Below are 23,588 nucleotides of genomic sequence, written 5' to 3'. Positions count from 1 at the left end.
TTAAAAATTATTTTTATATTTGCATGTAAATAAACACTAATATGTTTTCAAAAGCTTGTGAATACGGCATTAAGGCAGCAATTTTTATAGCAATAAACTCCTATGAGAATAGGCGGGTAAGCCCTAAAGCTATTGCACAAGAAATCAATTCTCCACAAGCATTTACAGCCAAAATATTGCAAGAATTGGTAAGGAATAATATTGTAAACTCCGTTAAAGGTGCTTATGGCGGTTTTGAAATTGAGCAAACCAATATCAAAAACATTAAACTGTCACAAATTGTAAAGGCAATTGATGGTGACAAAATTTATAATGGCTGCGGATTGGGATTGGAAAAATGTGATGAAACCCATCCATGTCCCGTTCATGATAAGTTTAAAGACATTAGGGACAATTTGAAATATATGCTGGAACACACCAGTTTGGATGAATTGGCAATGAGCATACAGGCAGGAGAATCATTTTTTAAAACATAAAAAAATTTAATTATAAATAGGATAAAATTATCCGAAATAAACAAAGTTATGGATATATTATTTAGAGAATCAGAAAAACAAATCGGGCAATTTGTTGCCGAAGATTTTAGAACAGCGGCCGTATTCAACAAGTATGGCATTGACTTTTGCTGTAAAGGAGATAGAACACTTGAGGAAGTTTGCGATAAGAAAGGGATAGAAATCGATTCAATTTTGGAAGATCTTAATACGGTTTTAAACTCGAAAGCAAATCAATCAATAGATTATAAATCTTGGCCATTGGATTTATTGGCAGATTATATTGAGAAAAAGCATCACCGGTATGTAGAAGAAAAAATACCTGTGTTGATTCAGTTTTTAAACAAATTATGTAGTGTTCATGGAGAAAGACATCCAGAATTATTTAAAATAAATGAAGAGTTTACAGCCTGTGCCAATGCGTTAACAGCACATATGAAAAAAGAAGAGCTTGTTCTCTTTCCCTTTATAAAAAGAATGGTCAAAGCAAAATCAGACAATGAAACCATTCATTCGCCACAATTTGGTACTGTTGAAAACCCTATTGCTATGATGATGGAAGAACATGATACCGAAGGGGAGCGTTTTAGAAAAATAGCCGAGTTGAGCAATAACTATAATCCACCTGCAGATGCATGCAATACGTATAAGGTAGCGTTTGCTATGTTGGAGGAATTTGAACAAGATTTGCACTTGCATATTCATTTGGAAAATAACATCTTATTTCCTCAAGCCATAAAACTGGAAAAACAGTTTGATTAATAGCAATTTAAATTTCTTACCATGAAAAAATCCAGAAGTAGTCTGTAAGGCATTCTGGATTTTTTACTTTTATGTTTATATATTTCACATTATAAAAAACACAGTGTCAAAAAAACTCGTTGTAATATGTCTGCTTAATTTTTTTATTGCCGCCTTGATGGGGCTAACATTGCGTTACTTTTTTATTGATACCATTCCTATCAATTATCGTTTTTTAACACATGCGCATTCACATGTGGCTATGTTAGGTTGGGTGTATTTAATGCTGTTTACATTGATAGTTCATTATTTTGTGCCAAACAATAAGAGAGCTGTTTTCAACAACTTGTTTTGGGTAACTGAAATAGCCGTAATAGGAATGATGGTTAGTTTTCCATTTCAAGGATATGCAGCTGTGTCCATTTCATTTTCAACCTTACATATTTTATGCAGTTACTATTTTGTTTATCTCATTTGGAAACATCATCAAATTAAATCCACGGCTATACAATATTTACTCAAAACCTCATTGGTGTTTATGTTGCTATCAACCATTGGAGTATGGTGTTTGGGTCCAGCTGTTATGACTCAAGGTCAAGGGTCTGTTTTTTATGAAATTGCCATACAGTTCTTTTTGCATTTCCAGTTTAATGGCTGGTTTGTTATTGCAGTTATTGCTTTGTTTTTTCAGCAATTGCAAATACAAAATACCAAGCAATTCAGATTGTTTTTCAAACTTTTAATTGCATCTACGGTGCTTACATTTGCTTTACCTATAAATTGGTTTGTTCCACAGAGTTTTTTATTGTGGATAAACGGGCTGGGCGTTTTATTGCAGTTGGCTGCGCTAATGGTTTTTTTAAGACTAATCAAGCCCAAACTTTCACATGTTTTATTAGATAACCCAAAACTCACGGTTTATTTGTACAGCTTTGCAATTTTTTGTTTTGTGTTAAAAATTCTGTTTCAGTCCTTATCAATTATTCCTGAGGTTTCAAAAGTAGCATATCAGTACCACAACTTTGTTATTGGGTTCATTCATTTAACTATGTTGGGAGTTGTTACGGGTTTTTTATTTTCTTTTATTATAAACAAACAGTTCATAAAATTAAACTTATGGTTTCATGTGGGGGTTTATACCTTTATGGTTGGATTTGTTTTAACAGAATTAATATTGTTTATTCAAGGCGGCATGTTTTATCTAAGAATGGGTTTGTTGCCAAGCTATTACCTAATCTTGTTTTTGTTGAGCATTTTGCTACCATTGGGCATTGGCCTTATATTATTTAATACAATCAAACATTTCAATTATGCAAAATAAAATTCAAAAGCGACATAAAGCGTTGCAAAATCTGAGTAGGGAACATCACCATGGATTGTTGCTATCTTGGAAAATAAGAACAGGATTTAATAAGAATATTGAAGCAAATCGTATAAAAGTATATGCCGATTGGTTTTTTAAAACCCATTTAATCCCTCATTTTGAATTAGAGGAAACACACATTTTTACTATTTTAAAAAGTGATAACGAACTTGTTAAAAAGGCATTGTCAGATCACAGGAGATTAAAACGCTTGTTTACAAGCACAGGGGATGATACTAAAACGTTGAATAAAATTGAAGAAGAACTGGAGCAACATATTCGGTTTGAGGAACGGATTTTGTTTCCGGAAATTCAAAAAGTGGCTACTGCAGAACAATTATCTTTAATTGAAAGCATCCATCAACCAGACGATTTTGAAGATAACTTGAATGATGTGTTTTGGAAATAACAATTCTTAATACCAAGTTTTTTTTCAGTTTAAAAATCCTTTCTTTTTGATTTATACACAATTCGCATAACAGGCAAGGATACCCATATTATTAACATACTGAACGACACAATCAATCCAAAGCTGGTTCCGAAAAACTGTTTGAAAACGGCACCGGTATAACCCAATAAGGCAGATATATCCAATTTTAATAGAATGAGTGTCCTGGATAAATCTATTGGGTTTAACATGGTTCCTACCAATGATAATTTGTCCAACGGATAATCTTCAAACAAGATCAGTGACATTAAAAACACGCCATCATAAATAATTGCCAAAAGCAGCCATACCAAAATAGCATAGCCAAACCCCTTGATTTTATTTTCATTGGATAAAGCAATATTAAACGCTAAGGCCGTAAAGATAAACGTTAAAAATCCGCCCGTTATAATGAGTAAAGAGAAGTCCCAAATAGCACTTGAATTGAATAAACCATAGAGTGCAAATGGAATACCCAATCCTAAAACCAAACTCATGGATAGCGATATGGATACACCTAAATATTGTCCTAAAAAGATAGACGAACGTTTTAAGGGTTGTGCCAACAACAGTTCCGTGAATTCTTTGGAATTATAGTAGTACATCACCCCAAAAATGGTCCCAATCAGCGGAACCAGAACAATAATAATGTTCATTAAGGTAATGACTGCTTTTGATAAATCGTTGTTTAAAAACAACAGCACAATGCCAAGCAACAAATAAAACGCAAAGTACACGTAGCTCCAACGGCTTCGCATCAAATCAAAAAAACTGTATTTTAATATTTTAAGCATGGTTATCTGTTAAAATGGTTGCAATGGCACGTTCAAAATCAGATTGATTGGTCATGGTCTTTAGTTGTTCAATAGTGCCTTTGAAATAAATTTTACCTTCCAAAAGAAACACAATCTCATCAGAAATTTCTTCAACAAAGCTCATGATATGTGAGGTGATCAAAATGGTTTTTCCTTTGGCTTTTTCGGCTTGAATTAAATCTTTTAAATGTATCAAAGAAATAGGGTCTAGGCCAGATGTGGGCTCGTCCAAAATAATAAGCGGGCTGTCAAACATAAACGTTAAAACCAAATTTACTTTTTGTTTGGTGCCTCCTGAGAGATTTCCCAATTTTTTATCAAGAAACTTGTCCAGTTTAAACAGACTGATCAATGCGTCATCATTGGTGGTCTTGCCCCTTAAATCCTTAATCATGGTAATAAGTTCCTTGACTTTTAAGTTGCCTGGAAAATTTGCTATTTGAGGTAAATAATCAATTTTATGCCGGTATGCTGAACTGTTTTTTATGTTTTTTTGGAGAACGGAAATGGTTCCTTTATCTGGAATTACCATGCCCAAAACAGATTTAATGAGGGTTGTTTTTCCCGAACCGTTGGGGCCAAGAACTGCAAAAATACCACCCTCTTTAATACTTAAGTCAACACCGTTAAGCACGATGTTTTTTCCAAATTTTTTATGTAAATTTTCAATGGTTACCATGCTATTTTTTTAATTGAAGGGTTATTGTCCAGTAGCTTGTCTGGCGTGAAAACCGGAGAAACTTTTTCGGAAAAGTCAATGATATCTATAAACAAACTTCTTAACAGGATAATGGTTTCTGGCGTTCTGTTAACAATGTAAGAAAATAATTTTACGGGTCTGTAGGGTACATCCCCAATCCCGTTTTTGTCCAGGTCATATCCGGTGTAATTGCTCCAATAGTTGTTGTCAAACAAATTATCATTGATTTTGCTGTTATAGGAAACATCAAAAGAATTGTACAGAAAATTATTGCTTATAAACGAATTTGAATAACAAGCACCTCTTACTTTTACGGCCCAACCGTTATTTGAAAAGTTATTGTTCACGTAAGTGATTCTATTGGAACCTTCAATGTTGATGCCTATGGTATTTTTTTCAAAGGTGTTCCCTTTTATTTCGGCATCGTTAATTTCTTTTAACAGCAAGCCGTAAGAAGCTGTTCCCCAATTTTTTTTAAAGACATTGTTTATCATTTTTATTTGTTTTGAAAACATCACGGCTACTCCAGCTCCGTTATTTTCAAACGTATTGCCTTCATAAACATCATTGTTAGAAAACATAAAATGTAGGCCGTACCTTAAATTGTTGGTACTTACATTGTTTTTAATGGTGGAATTATCGGCAAACTCAAAGTAAATGCCGTCTCTCATGTTTTGTACATGGTTGTTTTCAATATCCAAGTCATGGCTGTACCATAAATGGATTCCGTTACCGGAATTATATTCTTCTACAGCCTCCCCAATGATTTTATTGTTAATGATTTTTCCAAATTTGGATTTTTCAATGTAAATGCCAAAAAAGAGTTTTTCTATGACAAGATTTCGTATTTCAAAAAACTTGCTTTTTATCACTCTTATTGCCGCAAAGTCTTCGGTATAACTGTTGCCAACATTTTTTAGAAATAACCCGTCAACAGTAACATGATCAGACACAATGGTGATGATTTCACCTTGCTCTTCGCCATCAATCACCGGATAATTTTTGCCCAAGATAGTTAGTGGTTTGTCAATGGTAATATTATGTTCTTTATAGGTGCCTTGCTTTACAATAATGGTATCAAAATCCGTAGCATTTTTAATGGCTTCCTTTAAGGTTGTGATGTTGCAATCTTTGCATACCGTGATTGTTTGTGCCGATGAAAAAAAGGACACAAAAAAAAGGATAAGAAAAACGGTAACAACCTTATTCATCACATTATTTGTTTAAATAGGCATTTAATGTATCCCAACCGAAAATAGTTCCTTCTTTTTCTAATTGGATTTTTGTTGCCTCGTCTTCGGTTTTAAATGCTGTTAAAAATGCACCCATTGGACTAGGGATATTTTTACTGATTAAATATGTTGCCTTGGTGGCATCAATAAGTTTTTCAGGTTCAGAAAAACTATTGGATAAATACAGTTTCACCTGTGAGGCATCAAACTCCTTTAAAAAATTAATCATACACTCTGAAGAGTCAAATTTATAAACCTTGCCTTTTTTTGTCACAATCTCTGCGGCGTGTATTTTGTCAACGATGGTCATTTTGCAAAAGTGGCATCCGTCAACACCATATTCAATTGCTTCAGGAGAGGTGTTACAATTAAATAAACTAACCGTAAATACTATGATGAGAAGTTTTTTCAATAAATTCATAACGTATTGTTTTTAGTTTTTTTGCCAACAAAATAGGCCAATAGCGAGGTTGCAATGCCCAATGCTAAAAACAATGAGCCTAATCTTGGATACGAATGCGCCGTAAAATTCAAAATGTGCTTAGTGCCAAACAATGGCGGTTGAAAGCCCATAATGGAACCATCAGGATTGGTAAATTTCATAATGGCTTTTGGGTTTAAATTATGCCCATAATCATGTTCCCACATGTAAAAATCATACATACCTGCACTACTTAGTACAATCATTAAGATAAACCATCCCAAGAACCATTTGTAATTACCCTTAAAAGCAATTATAAGCCCAATAATAGTTGTGATAATGATTCCAATAGGGAAAATCTTAAACTCAGGAATTGCTTCAGGAATGTACTTCATACCCACATAGTGGTTCATCAGGTTTATATTTTTGATATCAAAAGGATTGGCATCGGCAAAATCATTGATATGTATGTTCATTCCCAACGGAGTGGGATATTGAGGTGCTTCAAGGGTTATGTTCCACAAAGGAAATATAAACAATCCCAAGGGTAATAGTGCTGCAAGCAACATGATGATATTTGACTTTTTCATCGTTATGGTTTTAATTTTTTAGATTTTTAAAGTAAGGCGAGTGTGAAAATATCAGATTCGCCTTACTTAGAAAAACATACTAAAAACGAAACTCAGTTCATGATTATTCTTCTCCTAATGACCAAGACAATGGAATGTTGGAGTTTTCTGGAGACACCCTTACATAACCTTGCATTTCCTGATGTAATGCCGAACAGAAATCGGTACAGTAAAATGGCCATACACCAACTTGTTTAGGTTCCCAAACAAAGGTTTCTGTTTGACCGGGCATAACAAGCACTTCTGAGGTGTTAGCTCCAATCATGCTCATACCGTGCGGAACATCATAATCTTGTTCCATATTGGTAACATGGAAGAATACTTTGTCGCCTACTTTAATGCCTTCAATATTGTCTGGATTAAAATGACTTCTTATGGTCGTAATGTACACGTGCACATTTTTGCCATCTCTTACCACTTTGGTATCCGCATCATTTGTTGTGGCATACGGGTGTTTGTTTTCTTCTAGCTTAAATATTTTTCTGGATTTTGGTGCTACCAAATCAGCAGGAATTCCAGCCGCATAATGCGGTTCGCCAATAGTTGGGAAATCCAGTAATAGTTTCATTTTATCACCACTGATATCAAACAGTTGAGCAGATTGACACACTTCTGGTCCTGTTGGTAAATAACGGTCTTTGGTTATCTTGTTCATAGAAACCAAATATTTTCCAAAAGGTTTTTGTGAATTTCCACCAGGTATCATTAAGTGCCCAGGAGAGTAGAAAGCAGGTTGTCTATCCAATATTTCCCAAGTGCCCAGTTTCCATTTAACCACTTCTGATGAAATGAAGAAAGTGGTATACGCATTGCCTTTACCGTCAAATTCAGTGTGTAGAGGCCCCAAACCTGGTTGTTCTACCGTTCCGGCCAAAACATCTTCAAAATTTAAGATAGGAATACCATACGCTTCACCAGCAAATTTCTTGTTTTTAATGGCGTCCAACATTTTGGTAAATGAATGCACGGTTAAACTAGCAGCCAGTTTACCGCTACCTACTATGTACTCACCTGTTGGATCCACATCACAACCATGAGGGGATTTTGGTGTTGGTAAAAAATACACGAGTCCAGGACATTCTGCAGGGTCCAATACTTTTACCGAGGTTCCCCAGGTTGTGGTTGCAGAGTGTGTTTCATCATTATAGATGTTATGGGCATATTTGGTTGGCATGGTTTTGAATTTGCCAACTTTAATATACTCTTCGGCTTTTTTCCAGTTTACAGCTGCAATAAAGTCTTTGTCATTTTGAGATGCATTTACTTCCAATAATGAATTGGCCTCTTCTGTATTGTAGGTGGTATAGAAAAACCAACCATCAGATTTTCCACGACCAGGATGCGCTTTATCATAATCAAAACCGGGCATCAAAATCTGAAACGATAAATCCATTTGGCCACTGTCTTTATCTACTTTAATAAAGGAAAGAGCGCCTTTAAAATTCCCTTTATAATCCTTTATTGATATATCCCGTTGTGGGATTGGGATTCCAAATCTAGTTCCTGCAATGACATATTCTGTGTTGTCTGTAACGTAAGACGAACTGTGGTTTCCTGCAGAATTGGGGATTTCAATAATTTCTGAAGTTTCAAAATTTGAAAGGTCAATTCTGGCAATTCTAGGCGTGTTGTTTTCATTGATAAAAATCCAACGGCCATCCAACACTCCATTGGTTTGTGAAATGTCTGGATGGTGGGCATCTCCCCAAGGAATTTCGCCATAAGAAGTCATTAACATAGGTTTGGTTTCCTCATTATACCCATATGCTTTTTCAGGGTCTTGGGAAAACACGGGAATGACCTTGAACAGTCTTCCTGAAGGCAGTCCGTAAACGGATAATTGGCCACTAAAACCACCTGATAAAAAGGCATAGAATTCGTCATGGTCACCAGGCTTAACATACACCTGTTCGGCTGCGCTTGATGACAATCCTCCTTTTGATTCTGAGGATTTTGAATTATTGCAACTGCTAAATGTAAGGGCAATGGCAATAAATCCTAATGTTATTTTAATTGTGTTTTTCATTATTAATAGGTGTTAGTTTATTTTAAAGTTCTGAAATACTCCAATACAGCTCTGGCTTCTTCTTGGGTAAGATTTTGATTGGCCATAGGAGCGCCATTAAATTCAGCCAATAACTCTTTGGCCAATGGATCATTTTGCAACATGCCTTCTGGGTTCAATATCATGTTCATGACCCATTCTGGTGTTCGTCTTTCCATAACGCCTGCTTGGGCTGGACCAATGAATTTTTTAGTAGGTCTGTGGCATGCGGTACACATTTTATTGTAAATTTCTTGTCCGTGTGCTACCATGGCTTGGTCGATTTCTGCGTTAAGTTCAACCGAAGTAATAGGCCCAACACCTTTATCTGTAAGATTGACTTTTTTAGATGCAGGCACTTTAGTTTCAGGGGGTGCCTGTTGTGTTGTTGTAGTTGCTTTTTTCTCATAAGAAAAAGAGGCTTTCTTTTTCTCGTCTTTCCCACCGCAACCAATAAGTAAACCGATTAATACAAGTGAGACTAATTTTGACATTGTTTTCGTGTTCATTTTAATATTATATTTAGCTAATAATTATGTTACAAGGCAAAAATATAAAGCAATGAAGTCATGAAATATGATAAAAATCATATTTAAGACAAAAAAGTCTTTTTTATTTTGAATAATCTTTAATACAGTTTAACAAATGATTTCAAATTCATCCAAATACGCCATAAAAGCTGTCTTGTTCTTGGCAGTGCATTCTAGTGAAGAGAATAAAATAATGGTGAAGGATATTGCAGAGCCTATCAATGTGCCACAACCATATATAGCCAAATTATTACAGGAACTTGCTAAAAGAAAACTAATATCCTCAACTAGGGGACCAAAGGGAGGCTTTTATTTGAGTGAAGCAGATGTCAATAGAAATATCATGGAGATAGTCCATGTTATTGATGGCGAAAAAAAATTAAACGCTTGTTTTTTAAGCTTGGAGCATTGCAACGAAAAAAATCCTTGCCCAGTTCATCACCTCATCAATGCCTCAAGGGCAACTATGATGAAAAACCTAAAAGGCAAGCTTATAAAGGATTTGGTTTTGGATGTTAAAAATGGTAAAGGGAAACTCCCACTTTAATTTGAAAAGCAGTAAATTAGTTTAATGTTCTGTAATATTCCAAAATGGCTCTGGCATCTTCCTGCGTTACCTCTTGTTTAATCATGGGGGCATAATTGAATTCAACAAGTAATTCCTTTGCCAGCGGATCTTTTCTTAGCATTTCTTCCGGATTCAAAATCATGTTCATGATCCATTCAGGAGTGCGTCTGTCCATGATTCCCTTTGGTTCTGGACCTATAAATTTTTTATCGGGTCTATGGCAGGCCGTACACAGTTTCATAAACAAGCGCTCTCCGTTTCTGGCCATGTCTTGGTCTATGGTTTCAGGTAACTCCATAGAGGTAATTGGGCCAGTACCTTTGTTATTTAAATCTGTTTTTTGTGATGCCAATAAGGTTGTTTCAGAAACAGATGATTTGCTTTCGGTCTTTTTTTCATACGAAAAGCCTTCTTTTTCATTTTTTTCATTGTCGCCGCAGCTTATCAATAATACTATTAAAAACAGGGATACGTATTTTAGGGATTTTGACATCTATTTATATTTAAAGTTGCAAAGCTAATAAAAATGATAGGTTGTAAAAAATGCATCAAAATATTATCCAACAAGTATATTTATGTAACGGTTTAGTTAAAAAAATGTATTTATATAAATATTATAAAACAATATCTAGTTTTAGTAAAAGTTGTATTTTTGGGGGAAATTTGTAAACAAAAGATTGCCACAATAATATAATGGATAAATTTTCCTTCCTTAATGCAGCCCATACGTCATATTTTGCTGAATTATATGACCAATACTTACAAAACCCAGATTCTGTTGAACCTAGTTGGAGAGCTTTTTTCCAAGGTTATGATTTTGGAACTGAAAATTATGGGTTTAACGGAGAAATTATAGAAGGCGTTTCCATGCAAATGCCTGAAAATGTTCAAAAAGAATTTCAGGTTTTAAGACTCATTGACGGGTATAGGACCCGTGGACATTTATTTACGCGCACCAACCCGGTTAGAAGCAGAAGAACCTACGAACCCACTCTGGATTTAGAAAATTTTGGACTTTCAGATAGTGATTTAGACACCGTTTTTAATGCTGGAGACGTTTTAGGAATAGGAGCGCAATCACTGCGAAATATTCTTGTTCACTTAAATAGAATATACTGTAGCTCTATAGGAGTGGAGTATATGTATATTCGTAATCCAGAAGTCATTGCATGGTGGCAAGAAAAGTTGAACGTCAATGATAACCACCCAAGTTATTCAGTACCTGCAAAAAAATATATCCTTTCAAAACTCAATCAAGCGGTATCATTTGAAAACTTTTTGCAAACAAAATATGTAGGTCAAAAACGTTTTTCCCTGGAAGGTGGTGAATCATTAATTCCCGCCATAAGTGTGGCACTTTTTAATGCAGCAGATATATATGATGTAAAAGAATGTGTGTTGGGAATGGCACATCGCGGACGCTTAAATACGCTAGTAAATATTTTCAGGAAACCAATAAAAGAACTCTTCAGTGAATTTGAAGGTAAAGATTTTGAGGATGAGGATATAGATGGCGATGTTAAATACCATTTGGGGCTGACGCTTGATAAAACCTATCAAAACGGAAAAACCATCAAGATGAACTTGGTGCCCAATCCGTCACATCTTGAAACAGTAGCGTCTGTTGCTGAAGGGATTACAAGAGCAAAAATAGATAATGATTACAATGGTGATGACTCAAAAATACTTCCTATTGTTGTACATGGTGATGCTGCCATAGCCGGACAGGGTATTGTTTATGAAGTTGCACAAATGAGCCAATTAAAAGGGTACAAAACAGGCGGAACCATTCACATAGTAGTCAATAACCAAATAGGGTTTACTACCAACTATTTGGATGCACGATCCAGTACCTATTGTACCGATGTAGGAAAAGTCACGTTGTCTCCTGTGCTACATATTAATGCTGATGATGCCGAAGCCGTTGTACATGCCGTTGAGTTGGCATTGGATTATCGAATGCGATATAAGCGAGATGTGTATATTGATTTATTGGGGTACAGAAAGTACGGACACAATGAAGGTGACGAACCTAGGTTTACACAACCTAAGCTTTATAAAGAAATAGCCAAACACGCTAATCCGTTTAAACTATATTCTGATAAATTAATTTCTGATAAAACAGTTGACCAAGACTACATAGATTCTATTGTTGAAGAATTCAAGGACATGTTGGAAACAGAATATGCCAAATCAAAAGAAGAAGAATCTTCTAAAGTAAGGGAGTTTATGGAAGAGCGTTGGACTGGTTTCCAACGTAAAGGCTTGACTGAAATGCTTGAAACAGTAGATACAAGTTACCCTAAAGACAAATTGGAGGCAATAGCCAAAATAGTTTCAACCGTTCCAAAAGGTGTTAAGTTCTTAAGAAAGGCAGAAAAGATTTTAGACGGCAGGGCCAATATGGTCTTTGAAAGTGATTCACTGGATTGGGGCATGGCCGAAACATTGGCGTATGGTAGTTTGTTGGAAGAAGGATTTAATGTTCGTATGTCTGGTCAAGATGTGGAGCGCGGAACCTTTAGCCACAGACATGCTATTTTGCGTGATGAAATTTCAGAAGAACGCATCAATTTATTAAATACCAATCCGGCCAATAAAGGCGAAATGTACATTTACAATTCGTTGTTGTCAGAATATGCCGTTCTTGGTTTTGATTATGGATACGCCATGGCAAACCCAAACACTTTAACGCTTTGGGAAGCCCAGTTTGGCGATTTTAGTAATGGAGCCCAAATTATTTTTGACCAATATCTATCAGCAGCTGAGGATAAATGGAAATCTCAAAATGGCATTGTAGTCTTGTTACCGCATGGATATGAAGGCCAAGGCTCTGAACATTCATCTGCCAGAATAGAACGTTATTTGCAATTGTGTGGTGATGACAACATGACCGTCGCAAATTGTTCAACACCAGCAAGTATTTTTCATTTGTTACGCAGACAAATGAAGCGTGATTTCAGAAAACCACTCATAGTTTTCACTCCAAAGAGTTTATTACGTCATCCAAAAGCTGTTTCATCTTTAGATGAGCTGGTCAATGGACAGTTCAACGAAGTCATTGATGACGTTTTAGAACCTAAAAACATAAAACGATTGGTATTCTGTACAGGAAAATTCTATTATGATTTATTGGCAGCACGTGAGGAACTGGAAAGAAATGATGTAGCCTTGATACGGATAGAGCAATTATTCCCATTGCATTTTGAAAAAATACAACAGATTATAGATAAGTATCCGAATGTGAAAGAATATATTTGGGCACAAGAAGAACCCAAAAATATGGGAGCCTGGACTTATATGGCCCAACGTATGGATTTGGTAAAACTACAAGTTATGTCAAGACCTTACAGTTCGGTTCCAGCACCGGGTTCCAGTACGCGAGACAAACGAAGGCAACAGCGGGTTATTGATGCTGTTTTTGAGACAAAATAAAAATGATAGCTTAAAACAATTGGAATTAAATCCAAAAAGACAATTAAAATTATAACGAATGATTTTAGAAATGAAAGTCCCTTCACCAGGGGAATCCATAACAGAGGTGGAAATTGCAACATGGTTGGTTGAAGATGGTGATTATGTTGAAAAAGATCAAGCCATTGCAGAGGTTGACAGTGATAAAGCAACACTAGAACTTCCTGCAGAAGCCAGTGGTATCATTACTTTGAAAGCTGAAGAAGGAGACGCTGTGGCAGTTGGAGCTATTGTTTGCTTAATTGATACCAGTGCGGAAAAACCAGAAGGAAAAGATTCGTCCAAAGAAGATAAGAAAGAAGAAGCCCCTAAAGAGGAAACTTCAAAACCAGCTCAAAAAGAAACAGAATCAAAAACATATGCTACAGGAACGGCAAGTCCAGCTGCTAAAAAGATTTTATCTGAAAAAGGAATTGCAGCTTCTGAAGTGAAAGGTACCGGAAAAGATGGAAGAGTGACCAAAGATGACGCTGTAAACGCTAAACCTTCTATGGGAACTCCAACAGGAGGAAACAGAGGAAGTTCCAGAAGTAAAATGTCCATGTTACGCCGTAAAGTGGCTGAACGTTTAGTGGAAGCAAAAAACACAACGGCCATGTTGACCACATTTAATGAGGTGGACATGTCTCCAATTTTTGAACTTCGAAATAAATATAAGGAAGAGTTTAAATCTAAACATGGTGTTGGTTTAGGGTTTATGAGTTTCTTTTCATTGGCTGTGGTAAGGGCTTTGAAAATGTATCCCGCGGTCAATTCCATGATTGATGATAAGGATATGATTACTTATGATTTTTGTGATATCAGTATTGCTGTTTCAGGCCCTAAAGGATTAATGGTTCCCGTTATGCGAAATGTTGAGAATATGTCTTTTAGAGGTGTTGAAGCTGAGGTTAAACGTTTGGCGCTTCGTGCGCGTGACGGCCAAATTACAGTTGATGAAATGACCGGTGGAACGTTTACCATTTCTAATGGAGGTGTTTTTGGCAGTATGTTGTCCACTCCTATTATCAATCCGCCACAAAGTGGTATTTTAGGTATGCACAATATTGTGGAACGCCCTGTTGCTATTGATGGAAAAGTTGAAATACGCCCTATTATGTACGTAGCATTGTCCTATGACCACAGAATTATTGATGGAAAAGAAAGTGTGGGCTTTTTAGTGGCAGTAAAAGAAGCGCTGGAAAACCCAGTTGAGTTATTAATGGATAATGATGTAAAAAAGGCATTGGAACTTTAATTATTCAGGAATATAAGTCGTAAAAAAAGAGCGCCACTTGAATAAAGTGGCGCTCTTTTTTTAACTAATTATGGAATTAAAAACTAAAAAAAGTAAACAATAATGTTGATGCAAATAACTAGAATAACAATGACAATCAAACTAACTGTAAAGTATTTATCTAATTTATGATTCATGATATAATGGATAGGTAGTTTTGGAACGCTAATATTTTAAATTTTTTTAATTGAAAACTCTGTATCATTACAACACAGAGTTTTCGTAAATTCTCCCTAAGAACTAATTAATAGCACTGTAAAGGTAAGTCTAAGAAGTGTAAAAAAAAATACGCAGTAATGCGTATTTTTTGGTCTAAAAGAGATTTTTATTGAGATTGGCCCAAACCAAAAGTGATGAAGGTTTATTATCTAATTTTAACTTGGCAATGATGTTGCTTCGGTGCTTATGGATGGTTTTTATAGAAACCGATAGTTCTTCTGCAATGTCTTGGCTGGTTTTATTATCAGCAATGAGCGATAAAATCTTTTTTTCGGTTTTAGTAAGGTCTTCCAGCGATTCGTCACTTGGTTTTCCGGTTTTTAAGTGGGCTTCTATTTCTTCACTAAAATAGTGCTCGTTTTTAAGAACATGTTCAATACAAATTTCAATTTCTTCTATGGCAAATTCCTTTAGAATATAACCGTAAACGTTAAAGGCTTTTGCTTGTTCATACAAACTTTCTTCTTGGTCAAAGGTAATTAAGATGATTTTTGTTTTGATTTGGTTTTTGTAACAATCTTCGGCAATTTCCAAACCGGTCTTATGGGGCATCCTGATATCAAGAATAGCAAGTTCTGGCTTTAATTTCACAATCATGTTATAAGCTGTGTTTCCATCTTCAGCCATACCTATAATATTGAAACCTTTTGAAGTTAAAAAATCACTCAACCCTCTAAGTAGCAGAGGATGATCATCGGCAATTACTATTGAACTCATTATTTTTAGGGATTAAAAACAGTATAAATGTAAGAATTTAAAGACTTATTATGGTTTTAAATACAAATATTTCTTTTCATAATCTATAATGGCCTTTCCTTTCTTTAAAATATCGGCCCCAATGATTCCATCCACAGGGTTTGCGTTATGGTTTATTAAGGCTGTGTTTACATGTGTGAGGTTGAACAAAATCAGGACAACATTCTTTTTTTGCCATTTCCCTATTTTAATGGCATTTTTTTTTGATATTTGAGTTTCCATGTCTATAGCACCTGCCCCTGCAGCTTTTACAAGAGATTCTTCAGCATCAAGTTTAAATGTTTCAATGGCATTTAATCCTATGCAGGAACTGGAAGCGCCCGTATCCAAAATAAAATGCCCTTTTACCCCATTAATGGTTGCCTTAAGCTCAAAGTGGTTGGTCTTTGCAAGTTTAAGCTTTATTTTGGTATAGCCTTTTTCAATAAGAAAATCGTTAAGTGATTGCATCTAAATTAATTTTAGACAAAGATACTCATGTAAAACAATTATTTTTACAATTGGAAATAGGTTTAAAATTTTAAGTTGTCCAGTTTGATACTCACAGATACCCACACCCATTTATACAGTGAAGCCTTTGACGAGGATAGACATGATGTGATCAATCGTGCCATAGAAGCAGGCATATCCCGATTTTTTATACCAGCCATAGATTCTACTTACACAGAATCCATGCTGCAATTGGAAAGCGATTATCCTGACAATATGTTTTTAATGTCGGGTTTGCATCCAACACATGTTAAGGATAGTTATAAAGAAGAATTACAACACGTTGAAAATATGCTTGCTAAGCGAAAGTTTTATGCTGTTGGTGAAATAGGAATTGATTTGTATTGGGATAAAAGCACACTTACCATACAGCAAGAAGCGTTTAGGCATCAAATAAAATTGGCAAAACAATATAAATTACCAATAGTCATTCATTGCAGGGACGCTTTTGATGAAATCTTCGAAATTCTTGAACATGAAAAAGCAGATGATTTGTTTGGGATATTTCATTGCTTTACGGGAACTTTTGAACAAGCCCAACAAGCCATATCCTATAATATGAAATTGGGAATCGGTGGCGTGGTCACTTTTAAAAATGGGAAAATAGATCAGTTTTTGAACAAAATTGATTTAGACCATATCGTTTTAGAAACTGATTCCCCATATTTGGCTCCTGTACCTTACCGGGGCAAACGCAATGAAAGTATCTATATATTAAAGGTAATGGAAAAACTATCGGAACTCTATAATATGTCAACAGAAGACATCGCACATATAACCACACAAAACTCAAAACACGTTTTTAACATATAAACAATGGGCAAATCAACACCAAACATACTTCTCATCTACACAGGCGGGACTATTGGTATGATAAAAGATTTTAAAACAGGTGCGTTGCGGGTGTTTGATTTTAAAAATCTTTTGAAACGAATTCCAGAACTCCATTTGTTGGACTGTGAGATTGATACGGTTTCTTTTGAAACACCCATTGATTCCAGTAATATGAATCCTACGTATTGGGTCCAGATAGCAGAAATCATAGAAACAAACTATAAGTTGTTTGATGGATTTGTGGTGCTTCACGGAAGCGATACCATGAGCTACACGGCATCGGCATTGAGTTTTATGCTTGAAAATCTGGCAAAGCCAGTGATTTTTACGGGCTCACAATTGCCCATTGGAGATCTACGAACTGACGCCAAGGAAAATTTAATCACGTCCATTCAAATGGCTTCTTTGCAATATAAGAACAAACCGGTGATAAAGGAAGTCTGTTTATATTTTGAATACAAATTGTACAGGGCCAATCGAACCACCAAAATTAATGCAGAGCATTTTGAAGCTTTTGCCTCCTTAAACTATCCGGATTTAGCAGAATCTGGGGTGCATTTAAAAATAAATTATGATTATTTGTTTAAGCCCAATTTAAAAAAGAGCTTGGTAGTTCATAAAGCATTAGATACCAATATTGCTTTGGTAAAACTATTTCCAGGCATTTCAGAAGGGTTATTAAAAAATATTTTCAGTACACCAAAATTAAAAGGTGTGGTTTTAGAAACTTACGGTGCAGGAAATTGTACAACAGAAGAATGGTTTATTAACTTACTTGAAGACACAATAAAAAAAGGTATACATATTATTAACATTACGCAATGTTCTGGCGGAAGTGTCATCATGGGGCACTATGAAACCAGTGAAAAACTAATAAAAATAGGCGTTATTTCGGGCAAAGACATAACAACAGAAGCTGCAACCAGTAAATTAATGTACATGTTGGGGTGTAAAATTTCATCTAACGTGTTCAAAACCATATATGAAACGGATTTACGCGGAGAAATGACTTAAAATTAACGGTTAAAGTTTTAATCTTCAATTTTTTTTTTGTTATTTGTGCCCCCTGTAATTAAGCTATTTGAAATACAGAGAGGTGGCCGAGTGGTCGAAGGCGCACGCCTGGAAAGTGTGTATACGCCAAAAGCGTATCGAGGGTTCGAATCCCTTCCTCTCTGCTGTTATTTTTATTTTTAATTACTTTTTTTTTATATCTTTAACACTTTAACTAATAAAATTAAGATCTAGAACATGAAAAGATTATTTTCTATCCTAGCCATTGCAGGAATGATGGCTTTCGGAACTGTTAATGCAACTACAACTGCAAACACAACAACAACTACCACAGTAGTTAGTGCAACCCAAGATGATGCGGCAGCACCTGCTGAAGAACTTGGATTTCATCAAGAATTGAAAAAACGTTTTATTGAAGGTGGTCCAGGCTTCATGGGAATTGTACTATTATGTTTAATACTTGGATTGGCAATTGCCATTGAAAGAATTATCTTTTTAAACCTTTCTACAACAAACACAAAAAAATTAACTTCTGATGTTGAAGAAGCATTGTCTTCTGGAGGTATTGATGCCGCAAAAGAAGTTTGCAGAAACACAAAAGGTCCTGTGGCTTCTATTTACTATCAAGGATTGGATAGAACAGATGAAGGGTTGGATGCTGTTGAAAAAGCTGTTGTAGCTTACGGAGGCGTTCAAATGGGTCAATTAGAGAAAAACGTGTCTTGGATATCATTATTTATCGCATTGGCTCCTATGTTAGGGTTCATGGGAACAGTAATTGGTATGATCCAGGCATTTGATAAAATTGAGGCAGCTGGTGATATGCAACCATCACTTGTGGCCGGAGGTATTAAAGTAGCACTTTTAACAACCGTATTTGGTTTGGTTGTTGCTATTATACTTCAAGTATTTTACAATTATATTATTGCTAAAATTGATAGTATCGTTAATGACATGGAAGATGCTTCCATTACATTAATGGATTTACTGATCAGACAAAAAAAGTAATAATATTCAAATAAAAACATTATGAATACAAAAAAATTAGCAACTATATTCGTTGGAATTGTAGGTATTCTTTCAATTGTCTTTCTTGCCATGATAATTGGAGCGGGAGATGAAGCTATTAAAGCAGGAGAATCAAGCGGCACAGTTAATAACTTCATGTATGTAGCTTATGCCATTTTCTTGGTAACACTTGCATTGGTAGTTATATTTACCTTGAAAGGACTGTTTACAAATACAGCTTCATTAAAAAGTACCTTACTGGGAGCTGGCGCTTTTATTATAGTTTTGGTCATATCATATGCTGTTACAGGTGGAGACACTAGAGACTATTTATATAATGGCATTCCAGCAACCGAAGGAGAATCTCATATGGTGGGAGCTGGTATTGTAGCATTTTACATTTTGATGGCTGGATCTATAATTGCCATGCTTTTATCAGGAGTAAAAAAATTATTTAATAAATAACATTATGGCAAAAAGAGCAGCACCAGAAGTTAATGCAGGCTCCATGGCCGACATTGCGTTTCTATTATTGATATTTTTCTTGGTAACCACTACCATTGAAACAGATACGGGAATAAACCGTAAACTGCCTCCAATGGATGACAACCAAGAGGACGTTATCATTAAGCAAAAAAATATTTTTACAGTATTAGTTAATGGTAAAGATGAATTGCTTGTTGAAGATGAAAGGATGAACCTTAAGGATTTAAGAAAAGCAGCCGTAGAATTTTTGGATAACGGAGGCGACGGAACCTGTGATTATTGTCATGGTAAAAAAGATCCAGCGTCTTCCGACAATCCAGACAAAGCCATTATCTCGCTTAAAAATGCAAGGGAAACATCTTATAAAATGTATGTGTCTGTTCAAAATGAATTGGTGGCAGCTTATAATGAGTTAAGAGACAAGCGTGCCATGTCATTATACGGAAAGACATTTACAGAAATGCAAGCCGACTATGATAATGTTAACTGGGTTGGAAATAAAGAACGATTAAAGGAAAAGATAGAAAAAATAAAAGAGGAGTATCCTCAAAAACTATCTGAAGTACAATAATTTAAAAAGTTAATACGTTGATATAATATGTCAAAATTCAAAAAGAAAAAAGGAGGCGAATTGCCAGCTATTTCAACAGCATCTTTACCAGATATTGTATTTATGCTATTATTCTTCTTTATGGTTGCAACGGTGATGAGAGAAAATACCTTGATGATCAAGAATAATTTGCCATACGCTGACCAGGTAGAGAAACTGGACAAAAAAGATTTAGTAATGTACATTTATGCTGGGAAACCTAGCGAGCAATACAAGCAATACGGTACAGAAACCAAAATACAGCTTAACGACAAATTTGCTGATGTAAGTGATATAGCTGCATTTATTGCTGCTGAACGTGCTTCAAAAAGAGAAGAGTTGGTACCGTTTTTAACAACCGCTTTAAAAGTTGATAAAGATGCCAGTATGGGAACCATCATGGACATTAAACAAGAATTGCGAAAAGTAAATGCGTTAAAAATTAATTACACCACTAAAAAGGGTGATGTTTTTAGCCATTAAAATTTAAATCTTAATTTTATATTTAGAAGGGTATTTTGATATTTCAAAATACCCTTTTTTTATACCTTTATGATTATATTGATACTATGAAATGCCTATTGATAAATTTCAAAACAACCTAAATAATCTAAAGGGGCATTCCATACGGCCATTGAAAACAAATAAATTTATACAGATGAAAAGTTTAGTTTTTATCGGAATATTTTTTCTCGGATTATATTGTTCTTTTTCTCAGGAAACTGAAGTTAAAGCAGTTGATTCTTTATATAAAGAAGATCAGTTTTATGCTGGGATAACTTATAATTTAATAGGGAAACAGCCTGCTGGACTTTCCCAAAGAGGTTTTTCTTTTGGGTTTCATCTCGGGTTTATTAAAGATATGCCCATCAACAAAAAAAGAAATGTGGCACTTGCTTTGGGGCTTGGTTATTCCTACAATTCCTTTAATCAAAACTTATTGATCAATAAAGATGCTATGGGAACGTTTAATTATAGTATTTTGAATGATGTGTATACTTATTCCAAAAACAAATTTTCAGAGCATCTCATCGAGATGCCTTTTGAATTTAGATGGCGCACTTCAAATGCTACAGATTATAAATTTTGGCGTATCTATTCAGGTTTTAAAATAGGTTATGTGTTTGCAAGTACCAGTAAATATGTAGGCGATTTAGGCAATTTAAAATATAAGAACATTCCAGATTTTAATGATTTTCAATACGGATTGACACTCGCAGCTGGATATAACACATGGAATTTTTATGTTTATTACGCATTGAACCCCATCTTCTCAAATAACGCAAAGCTAGATGGGCAATCAATGGACATGAATGCGGTAAAAATTGGGCTTATGTTTTATATCTTATAGCCAGTAATTCAAAAGAATCAACTGCGGAAGCAGTCCAATAAAAAAGCCAATGACCAATTCCACAAATGAATGAGCCTTTAGGTGCAATCTGGATGTTGCAACGGCTCCAATAATAATGAACAACAAAGCTAATGTGCCATTAATGTTAATGCTAAAATGAATACTTAAAGCAATACAAAACATTAATAAACCTGCTATGGATATCATATGGATGCTGGCTTTAAATTTTAAAATCACCAGAAACAAACATGCAAGAGTAGAGATTAAAATACCTACAAAAAAGTAATACAATTCAATGATTTGATTGGCCGTTAATATTCTATCCAGCACCAAAAGCACGACAATACAATTAAGCAATAAAGGGAATACACGTTCTTTAGTAGTCTCTAAATAAATTGATTTTACTTTACCGATCGTTTTCAACAGAAAAAACAATAAAATTGGTAATACAACCGTCAATATAAAGACTGAAATTAATTTGGCCTCTATAATTTCCTTTGGGATATATCGAGGCGATTTTGAAAAATAGAATATAACACCAAGTATGGGGATGATTAATGGATGAAAAATAAATGAGATACTTTTTAAGATTTTATTCATTACATTTTTTTTCGTAATCGAGCCACGGGAATATCCAATTGTTCCCGGTATTTTGCAACGGTTCTGCGCGCAATGGGATAGCCTTTTTCTTTTAAGATGGCAGCTAAAGTTTCATCGGTTAAAGGTTTGCGTTTATCTTCTTCCTCAATAACAGTTTCAAGAATTGTTTTTATTTCCCGAGTTGAAACATCTTCTCCTTGATCATTTTTCATGGATTCAGAAAAGAACTCCTTGATGAGCTTGGTTCCGTAAGGTGTGTCAACATATTTGCTGTTGGCCACACGCGAAACCGTGGATACGTCCATATCAATCTCATCAGCAATATCTTTTAAAATCATGGGTTTTAAATTACGCTCATCACCAGTTAAAAAGTATTCTTTTTGATAATGCATGATGGCACTCATGGTAATAAATAAGGTTTGCTGGCGTTGTTTAATAGCTTCTATAAACCATTTGGCGGCATCCAGTTTTTGTTTGATAAAAACAACAGCATCTTTTTGAGAGCTTGATTTGTCCTTTGAGTCTTTATAGCTTTTCAGCATATTGTGATACTCTCTGGAGACATGCAACTCAGGGGCATTTCTTCCATTAAGGGTTAATTCCAACTCCCCATCTACAATTTTAATGGCAAAATCTGGTACAATATGTTCTACTATTCTATTGTTTCCAGCGTAAGACCCTCCTGGCTTTGGATTTAAGTGTTCAATTTCATGAATGGCACCCTTTAACTGTAGTTCGGTAACATCAAATTTTTGGAGTAATTTATCGTAATGTTTTTTTGTAAACTGATCAAAAGCATGGTCAATAATGTTTATGGCCAACTCTACACTCTGGGTTTTTGTTTTTCTGTGTAACTGGATACTTAAGCATTCTTGAAGATTTCGGGCGCCAACACCAGCTGGGTCTAACTGATGGACCAGTTTTAAAACGTGTTCAATTTTGTCTTCGGTGGTGTAGATGTTTTGAGTAAACGCCAAATCATCCATAATATCTGATAATGAACGGCGGATGTAACCGCTGTCATCCACACTTCCAACTAAAAATTCAGCAATCTCCCGTTCCTCATCGGATAGCCTGTAGGTATTTAACTGACTGATTAAATGTTGTGTAAAAGACATGCCTGCTGCATAAGGCATGGTTTTTTCCTCATCATCGGCACTGTAGTTGTTCGTTCGTGTTCTGTAATCGGGAATTTCGTCGTCACTTAAATATTCATCAACATTAATGTCTTCGGCATTAATGGAATCGCTATCATCAAAATCATCAGTGGTATTATCCAAATCAGAGTCATAGTCGTTTTCAATCTCTTCTTTACCACCTTCAAGCGCTGGATTCTCTTCTAATTCTTGCTTTAAGCGTTGTTCAAAAGCTTGCGTGGGCAACTGAATCAATTTCATTAATTGGATTTGTTGCGGTGATAACTTTTGTGATAATTTAAACTGTAATTGTTGCTTAAGCATGTAATAAAACTAGTTTAAGATAAAAGTATAAAAAATCCATTAACTATCTGTTAAAAGAGATTTGTATT

26 protein-coding genes and 1 tRNA gene are annotated in these 23,588 nt (G+C 35.1%); 15 read left to right on the top strand and 12 right to left on the bottom strand.

The annotated features are described in order from the left end of the window. The first annotated feature begins 41 nt into the window (after window positions 1–41). The 4 genes from IEW94_RS02335 to IEW94_RS02320 all read left to right on the top strand — a co-directional run bounded on the left by IEW94_RS02335 (window position 42) and on the right by IEW94_RS02320 (window position 3,007). Window positions 42–476 (top strand): RrF2 family transcriptional regulator, encoded by a 435-nt coding sequence (locus tag IEW94_RS02335; RefSeq protein ID WP_188649651.1) that lies wholly within the window; start codon window positions 42–44, stop codon window positions 474–476. 48 nt (window positions 477–524) lie between these two features. Beyond that, complete coding sequence (ric, locus tag IEW94_RS02330; RefSeq protein ID WP_188649650.1) at window positions 525–1,256, top strand: iron-sulfur cluster repair di-iron protein; 732 nt, start codon at window positions 525–527, stop codon at window positions 1,254–1,256. A 103-nt stretch (window positions 1,257–1,359) separates the two neighbouring features. Continuing rightward, window positions 1,360–2,556: a hypothetical protein gene (locus IEW94_RS02325; protein WP_188649649.1), complete on the top strand. Its 1,197-nt coding sequence runs from the start codon at window positions 1,360–1,362 to the stop codon at window positions 2,554–2,556. Further along, on the top strand, window positions 2,546–3,007 hold the full coding sequence (locus tag IEW94_RS02320) for a hemerythrin domain-containing protein (RefSeq protein ID WP_188649648.1): 462 nt from the start codon (window positions 2,546–2,548) through the stop codon (window positions 3,005–3,007). The genes IEW94_RS02325 and IEW94_RS02320 overlap by 11 nt, the downstream gene beginning before the upstream one ends. Before the next feature lie 29 nt (window positions 3,008–3,036). Here IEW94_RS02320 and IEW94_RS02315 read toward each other — a convergent pair whose 3' ends face one another. The 7 genes from IEW94_RS02315 to IEW94_RS02285 form a co-directional block, all read right to left on the bottom strand. Next, a complete protein-coding gene (locus IEW94_RS02315; RefSeq protein WP_188649647.1) occupies window positions 3,037–3,819 on the bottom strand; it encodes an ABC transporter permease in 783 nt (260 codons plus the stop codon). Next, window positions 3,812–4,519, bottom strand: a complete 708-nt coding sequence (locus IEW94_RS02310) for an ABC transporter ATP-binding protein (RefSeq protein ID WP_188649646.1) — start codon at window positions 4,517–4,519, stop codon at window positions 3,812–3,814. Before IEW94_RS02310 ends, IEW94_RS02315 begins: the two co-directional genes overlap by 8 nt. Further along, window positions 4,513–5,751, bottom strand: coding sequence for a nitrous oxide reductase family maturation protein NosD (locus tag IEW94_RS02305; protein ID WP_188649645.1), 1,239 nt, complete (start codon window positions 5,749–5,751; stop codon window positions 4,513–4,515). The genes IEW94_RS02310 and IEW94_RS02305 overlap by 7 nt, the downstream gene beginning before the upstream one ends. A 4-nt stretch (window positions 5,752–5,755) precedes the next feature. Beyond that, window positions 5,756–6,193, bottom strand: a complete 438-nt coding sequence (locus IEW94_RS02300; protein WP_188649644.1) for a nitrous oxide reductase accessory protein NosL — start codon at window positions 6,191–6,193, stop codon at window positions 5,756–5,758. Further along, entirely contained in the window at window positions 6,190–6,783 is a 594-nt protein-coding gene (locus IEW94_RS02295; protein ID WP_188649643.1) for a hypothetical protein, read from the bottom strand. Before IEW94_RS02295 ends, IEW94_RS02300 begins: the two co-directional genes overlap by 4 nt. Before the next feature lie 103 nt (window positions 6,784–6,886). Further along, window positions 6,887–8,848 (bottom strand): Sec-dependent nitrous-oxide reductase, encoded by a 1,962-nt coding sequence (gene nosZ, locus IEW94_RS02290; protein WP_188649642.1) that lies wholly within the window; start codon window positions 8,846–8,848, stop codon window positions 6,887–6,889. Window positions 8,849–8,865: 17 nt separating this feature from the next. Next, on the bottom strand, window positions 8,866–9,360 hold the full coding sequence (locus tag IEW94_RS02285; protein WP_188649641.1) for a c-type cytochrome: 495 nt from the start codon (window positions 9,358–9,360) through the stop codon (window positions 8,866–8,868). Window positions 9,361–9,511: 151 nt separating this feature from the next. Here IEW94_RS02285 and IEW94_RS02280 point away from each other — a divergent pair, with 151 nt between their 5' ends. Further along, window positions 9,512–9,943, top strand: a complete 432-nt coding sequence (locus IEW94_RS02280; RefSeq protein WP_188649640.1) for an RrF2 family transcriptional regulator — start codon at window positions 9,512–9,514, stop codon at window positions 9,941–9,943. A gap of 16 nt (window positions 9,944–9,959) precedes the next feature. Here IEW94_RS02280 and IEW94_RS02275 read toward each other — a convergent pair whose 3' ends face one another. After that, a complete protein-coding gene (locus IEW94_RS02275) occupies window positions 9,960–10,457 on the bottom strand; it encodes a c-type cytochrome (protein WP_188649639.1) in 498 nt (165 codons plus the stop codon). Window positions 10,458–10,657: 200 nt separating this feature from the next. Here IEW94_RS02275 and IEW94_RS02270 point away from each other — a divergent pair, with 200 nt between their 5' ends. Together IEW94_RS02270 and odhB are read left to right on the top strand one after the other, a co-directional pair. Next, a complete protein-coding gene (locus tag IEW94_RS02270; RefSeq protein ID WP_188649638.1) occupies window positions 10,658–13,399 on the top strand; it encodes a 2-oxoglutarate dehydrogenase E1 component in 2,742 nt (913 codons plus the stop codon). A gap of 58 nt (window positions 13,400–13,457) precedes the next feature. Next, window positions 13,458–14,675: a 2-oxoglutarate dehydrogenase complex dihydrolipoyllysine-residue succinyltransferase gene (odhB, locus tag IEW94_RS02265; protein ID WP_188649637.1), complete on the top strand. Its 1,218-nt coding sequence runs from the start codon at window positions 13,458–13,460 to the stop codon at window positions 14,673–14,675. Between the two features lie 351 nt (window positions 14,676–15,026). On the opposite strand, the gene IEW94_RS02260 is transcribed toward odhB, so the two are convergent. Together IEW94_RS02260 and IEW94_RS02255 are read right to left on the bottom strand one after the other, a co-directional pair. Continuing rightward, entirely contained in the window at window positions 15,027–15,650 is a 624-nt protein-coding gene (locus IEW94_RS02260) for a response regulator (protein ID WP_308423677.1), read from the bottom strand. A 48-nt stretch (window positions 15,651–15,698) separates the two neighbouring features. Then, window positions 15,699–16,139 (bottom strand): retropepsin-like aspartic protease family protein, encoded by a 441-nt coding sequence (locus tag IEW94_RS02255; protein WP_188649636.1) that lies wholly within the window; start codon window positions 16,137–16,139, stop codon window positions 15,699–15,701. 84 nt (window positions 16,140–16,223) lie between these two features. Between IEW94_RS02255 and IEW94_RS02250 the strand changes: the two genes are divergently transcribed. The 8 genes from IEW94_RS02250 to IEW94_RS02215 all read left to right on the top strand — a co-directional run bounded on the left by IEW94_RS02250 (window position 16,224) and on the right by IEW94_RS02215 (window position 21,460). Further along, a complete protein-coding gene (locus IEW94_RS02250; RefSeq protein WP_188649635.1) occupies window positions 16,224–16,991 on the top strand; it encodes a TatD family hydrolase in 768 nt (255 codons plus the stop codon). Between the two features lie 3 nt (window positions 16,992–16,994). Continuing rightward, window positions 16,995–18,026: an asparaginase gene (locus IEW94_RS02245; RefSeq protein WP_188649634.1), complete on the top strand. Its 1,032-nt coding sequence runs from the start codon at window positions 16,995–16,997 to the stop codon at window positions 18,024–18,026. Between the two features lie 76 nt (window positions 18,027–18,102). Further along, a tRNA-Ser gene (locus tag IEW94_RS02240) sits at window positions 18,103–18,190 on the top strand. A 73-nt stretch (window positions 18,191–18,263) separates the two neighbouring features. After that, window positions 18,264–19,034, top strand: a complete 771-nt coding sequence (locus tag IEW94_RS02235) for a MotA/TolQ/ExbB proton channel family protein (RefSeq protein WP_188649633.1) — start codon at window positions 18,264–18,266, stop codon at window positions 19,032–19,034. Window positions 19,035–19,055: 21 nt separating this feature from the next. Continuing rightward, window positions 19,056–19,499: a hypothetical protein gene (locus IEW94_RS02230; protein ID WP_188649632.1), complete on the top strand. Its 444-nt coding sequence runs from the start codon at window positions 19,056–19,058 to the stop codon at window positions 19,497–19,499. A 4-nt stretch (window positions 19,500–19,503) separates the two neighbouring features. Beyond that, a complete protein-coding gene (locus tag IEW94_RS02225) occupies window positions 19,504–20,091 on the top strand; it encodes an ExbD/TolR family protein (RefSeq protein ID WP_188649631.1) in 588 nt (195 codons plus the stop codon). Window positions 20,092–20,118: 27 nt separating this feature from the next. Beyond that, window positions 20,119–20,592, top strand: coding sequence for an ExbD/TolR family protein (locus IEW94_RS02220; protein WP_188649630.1), 474 nt, complete (start codon window positions 20,119–20,121; stop codon window positions 20,590–20,592). Between the two features lie 175 nt (window positions 20,593–20,767). Beyond that, window positions 20,768–21,460, top strand: coding sequence for a porin family protein (locus tag IEW94_RS02215; protein WP_188649629.1), 693 nt, complete (start codon window positions 20,768–20,770; stop codon window positions 21,458–21,460). Here IEW94_RS02215 and IEW94_RS02210 read toward each other — a convergent pair. Together IEW94_RS02210 and rpoN are read right to left on the bottom strand one after the other, a co-directional pair. Then, entirely contained in the window at window positions 21,455–22,060 is a 606-nt protein-coding gene (locus IEW94_RS02210) for a hypothetical protein (RefSeq protein WP_188649628.1), read from the bottom strand. The two genes, IEW94_RS02215 and IEW94_RS02210, sit on opposite strands and share 6 nt — an antisense overlap. Continuing rightward, window positions 22,060–23,520 (bottom strand): RNA polymerase factor sigma-54, encoded by a 1,461-nt coding sequence (gene rpoN / locus IEW94_RS02205; RefSeq protein ID WP_188649627.1) that lies wholly within the window; start codon window positions 23,518–23,520, stop codon window positions 22,060–22,062. Before rpoN ends, IEW94_RS02210 begins: the two co-directional genes overlap by 1 nt. Window positions 23,521–23,588: the final 68 nt, after the last annotated feature.

The sequence above is a fragment of the Yeosuana aromativorans genome (assembly GCF_014646655.1).
In the GTDB taxonomy this organism is placed as follows: Bacteria; Bacteroidota; Bacteroidia; order Flavobacteriales; family Flavobacteriaceae; genus Yeosuana; species Yeosuana aromativorans.
Note: the sequence above shows the minus strand (reverse complement) of the source record. Positions and strands in the feature narration are given on the sequence as shown.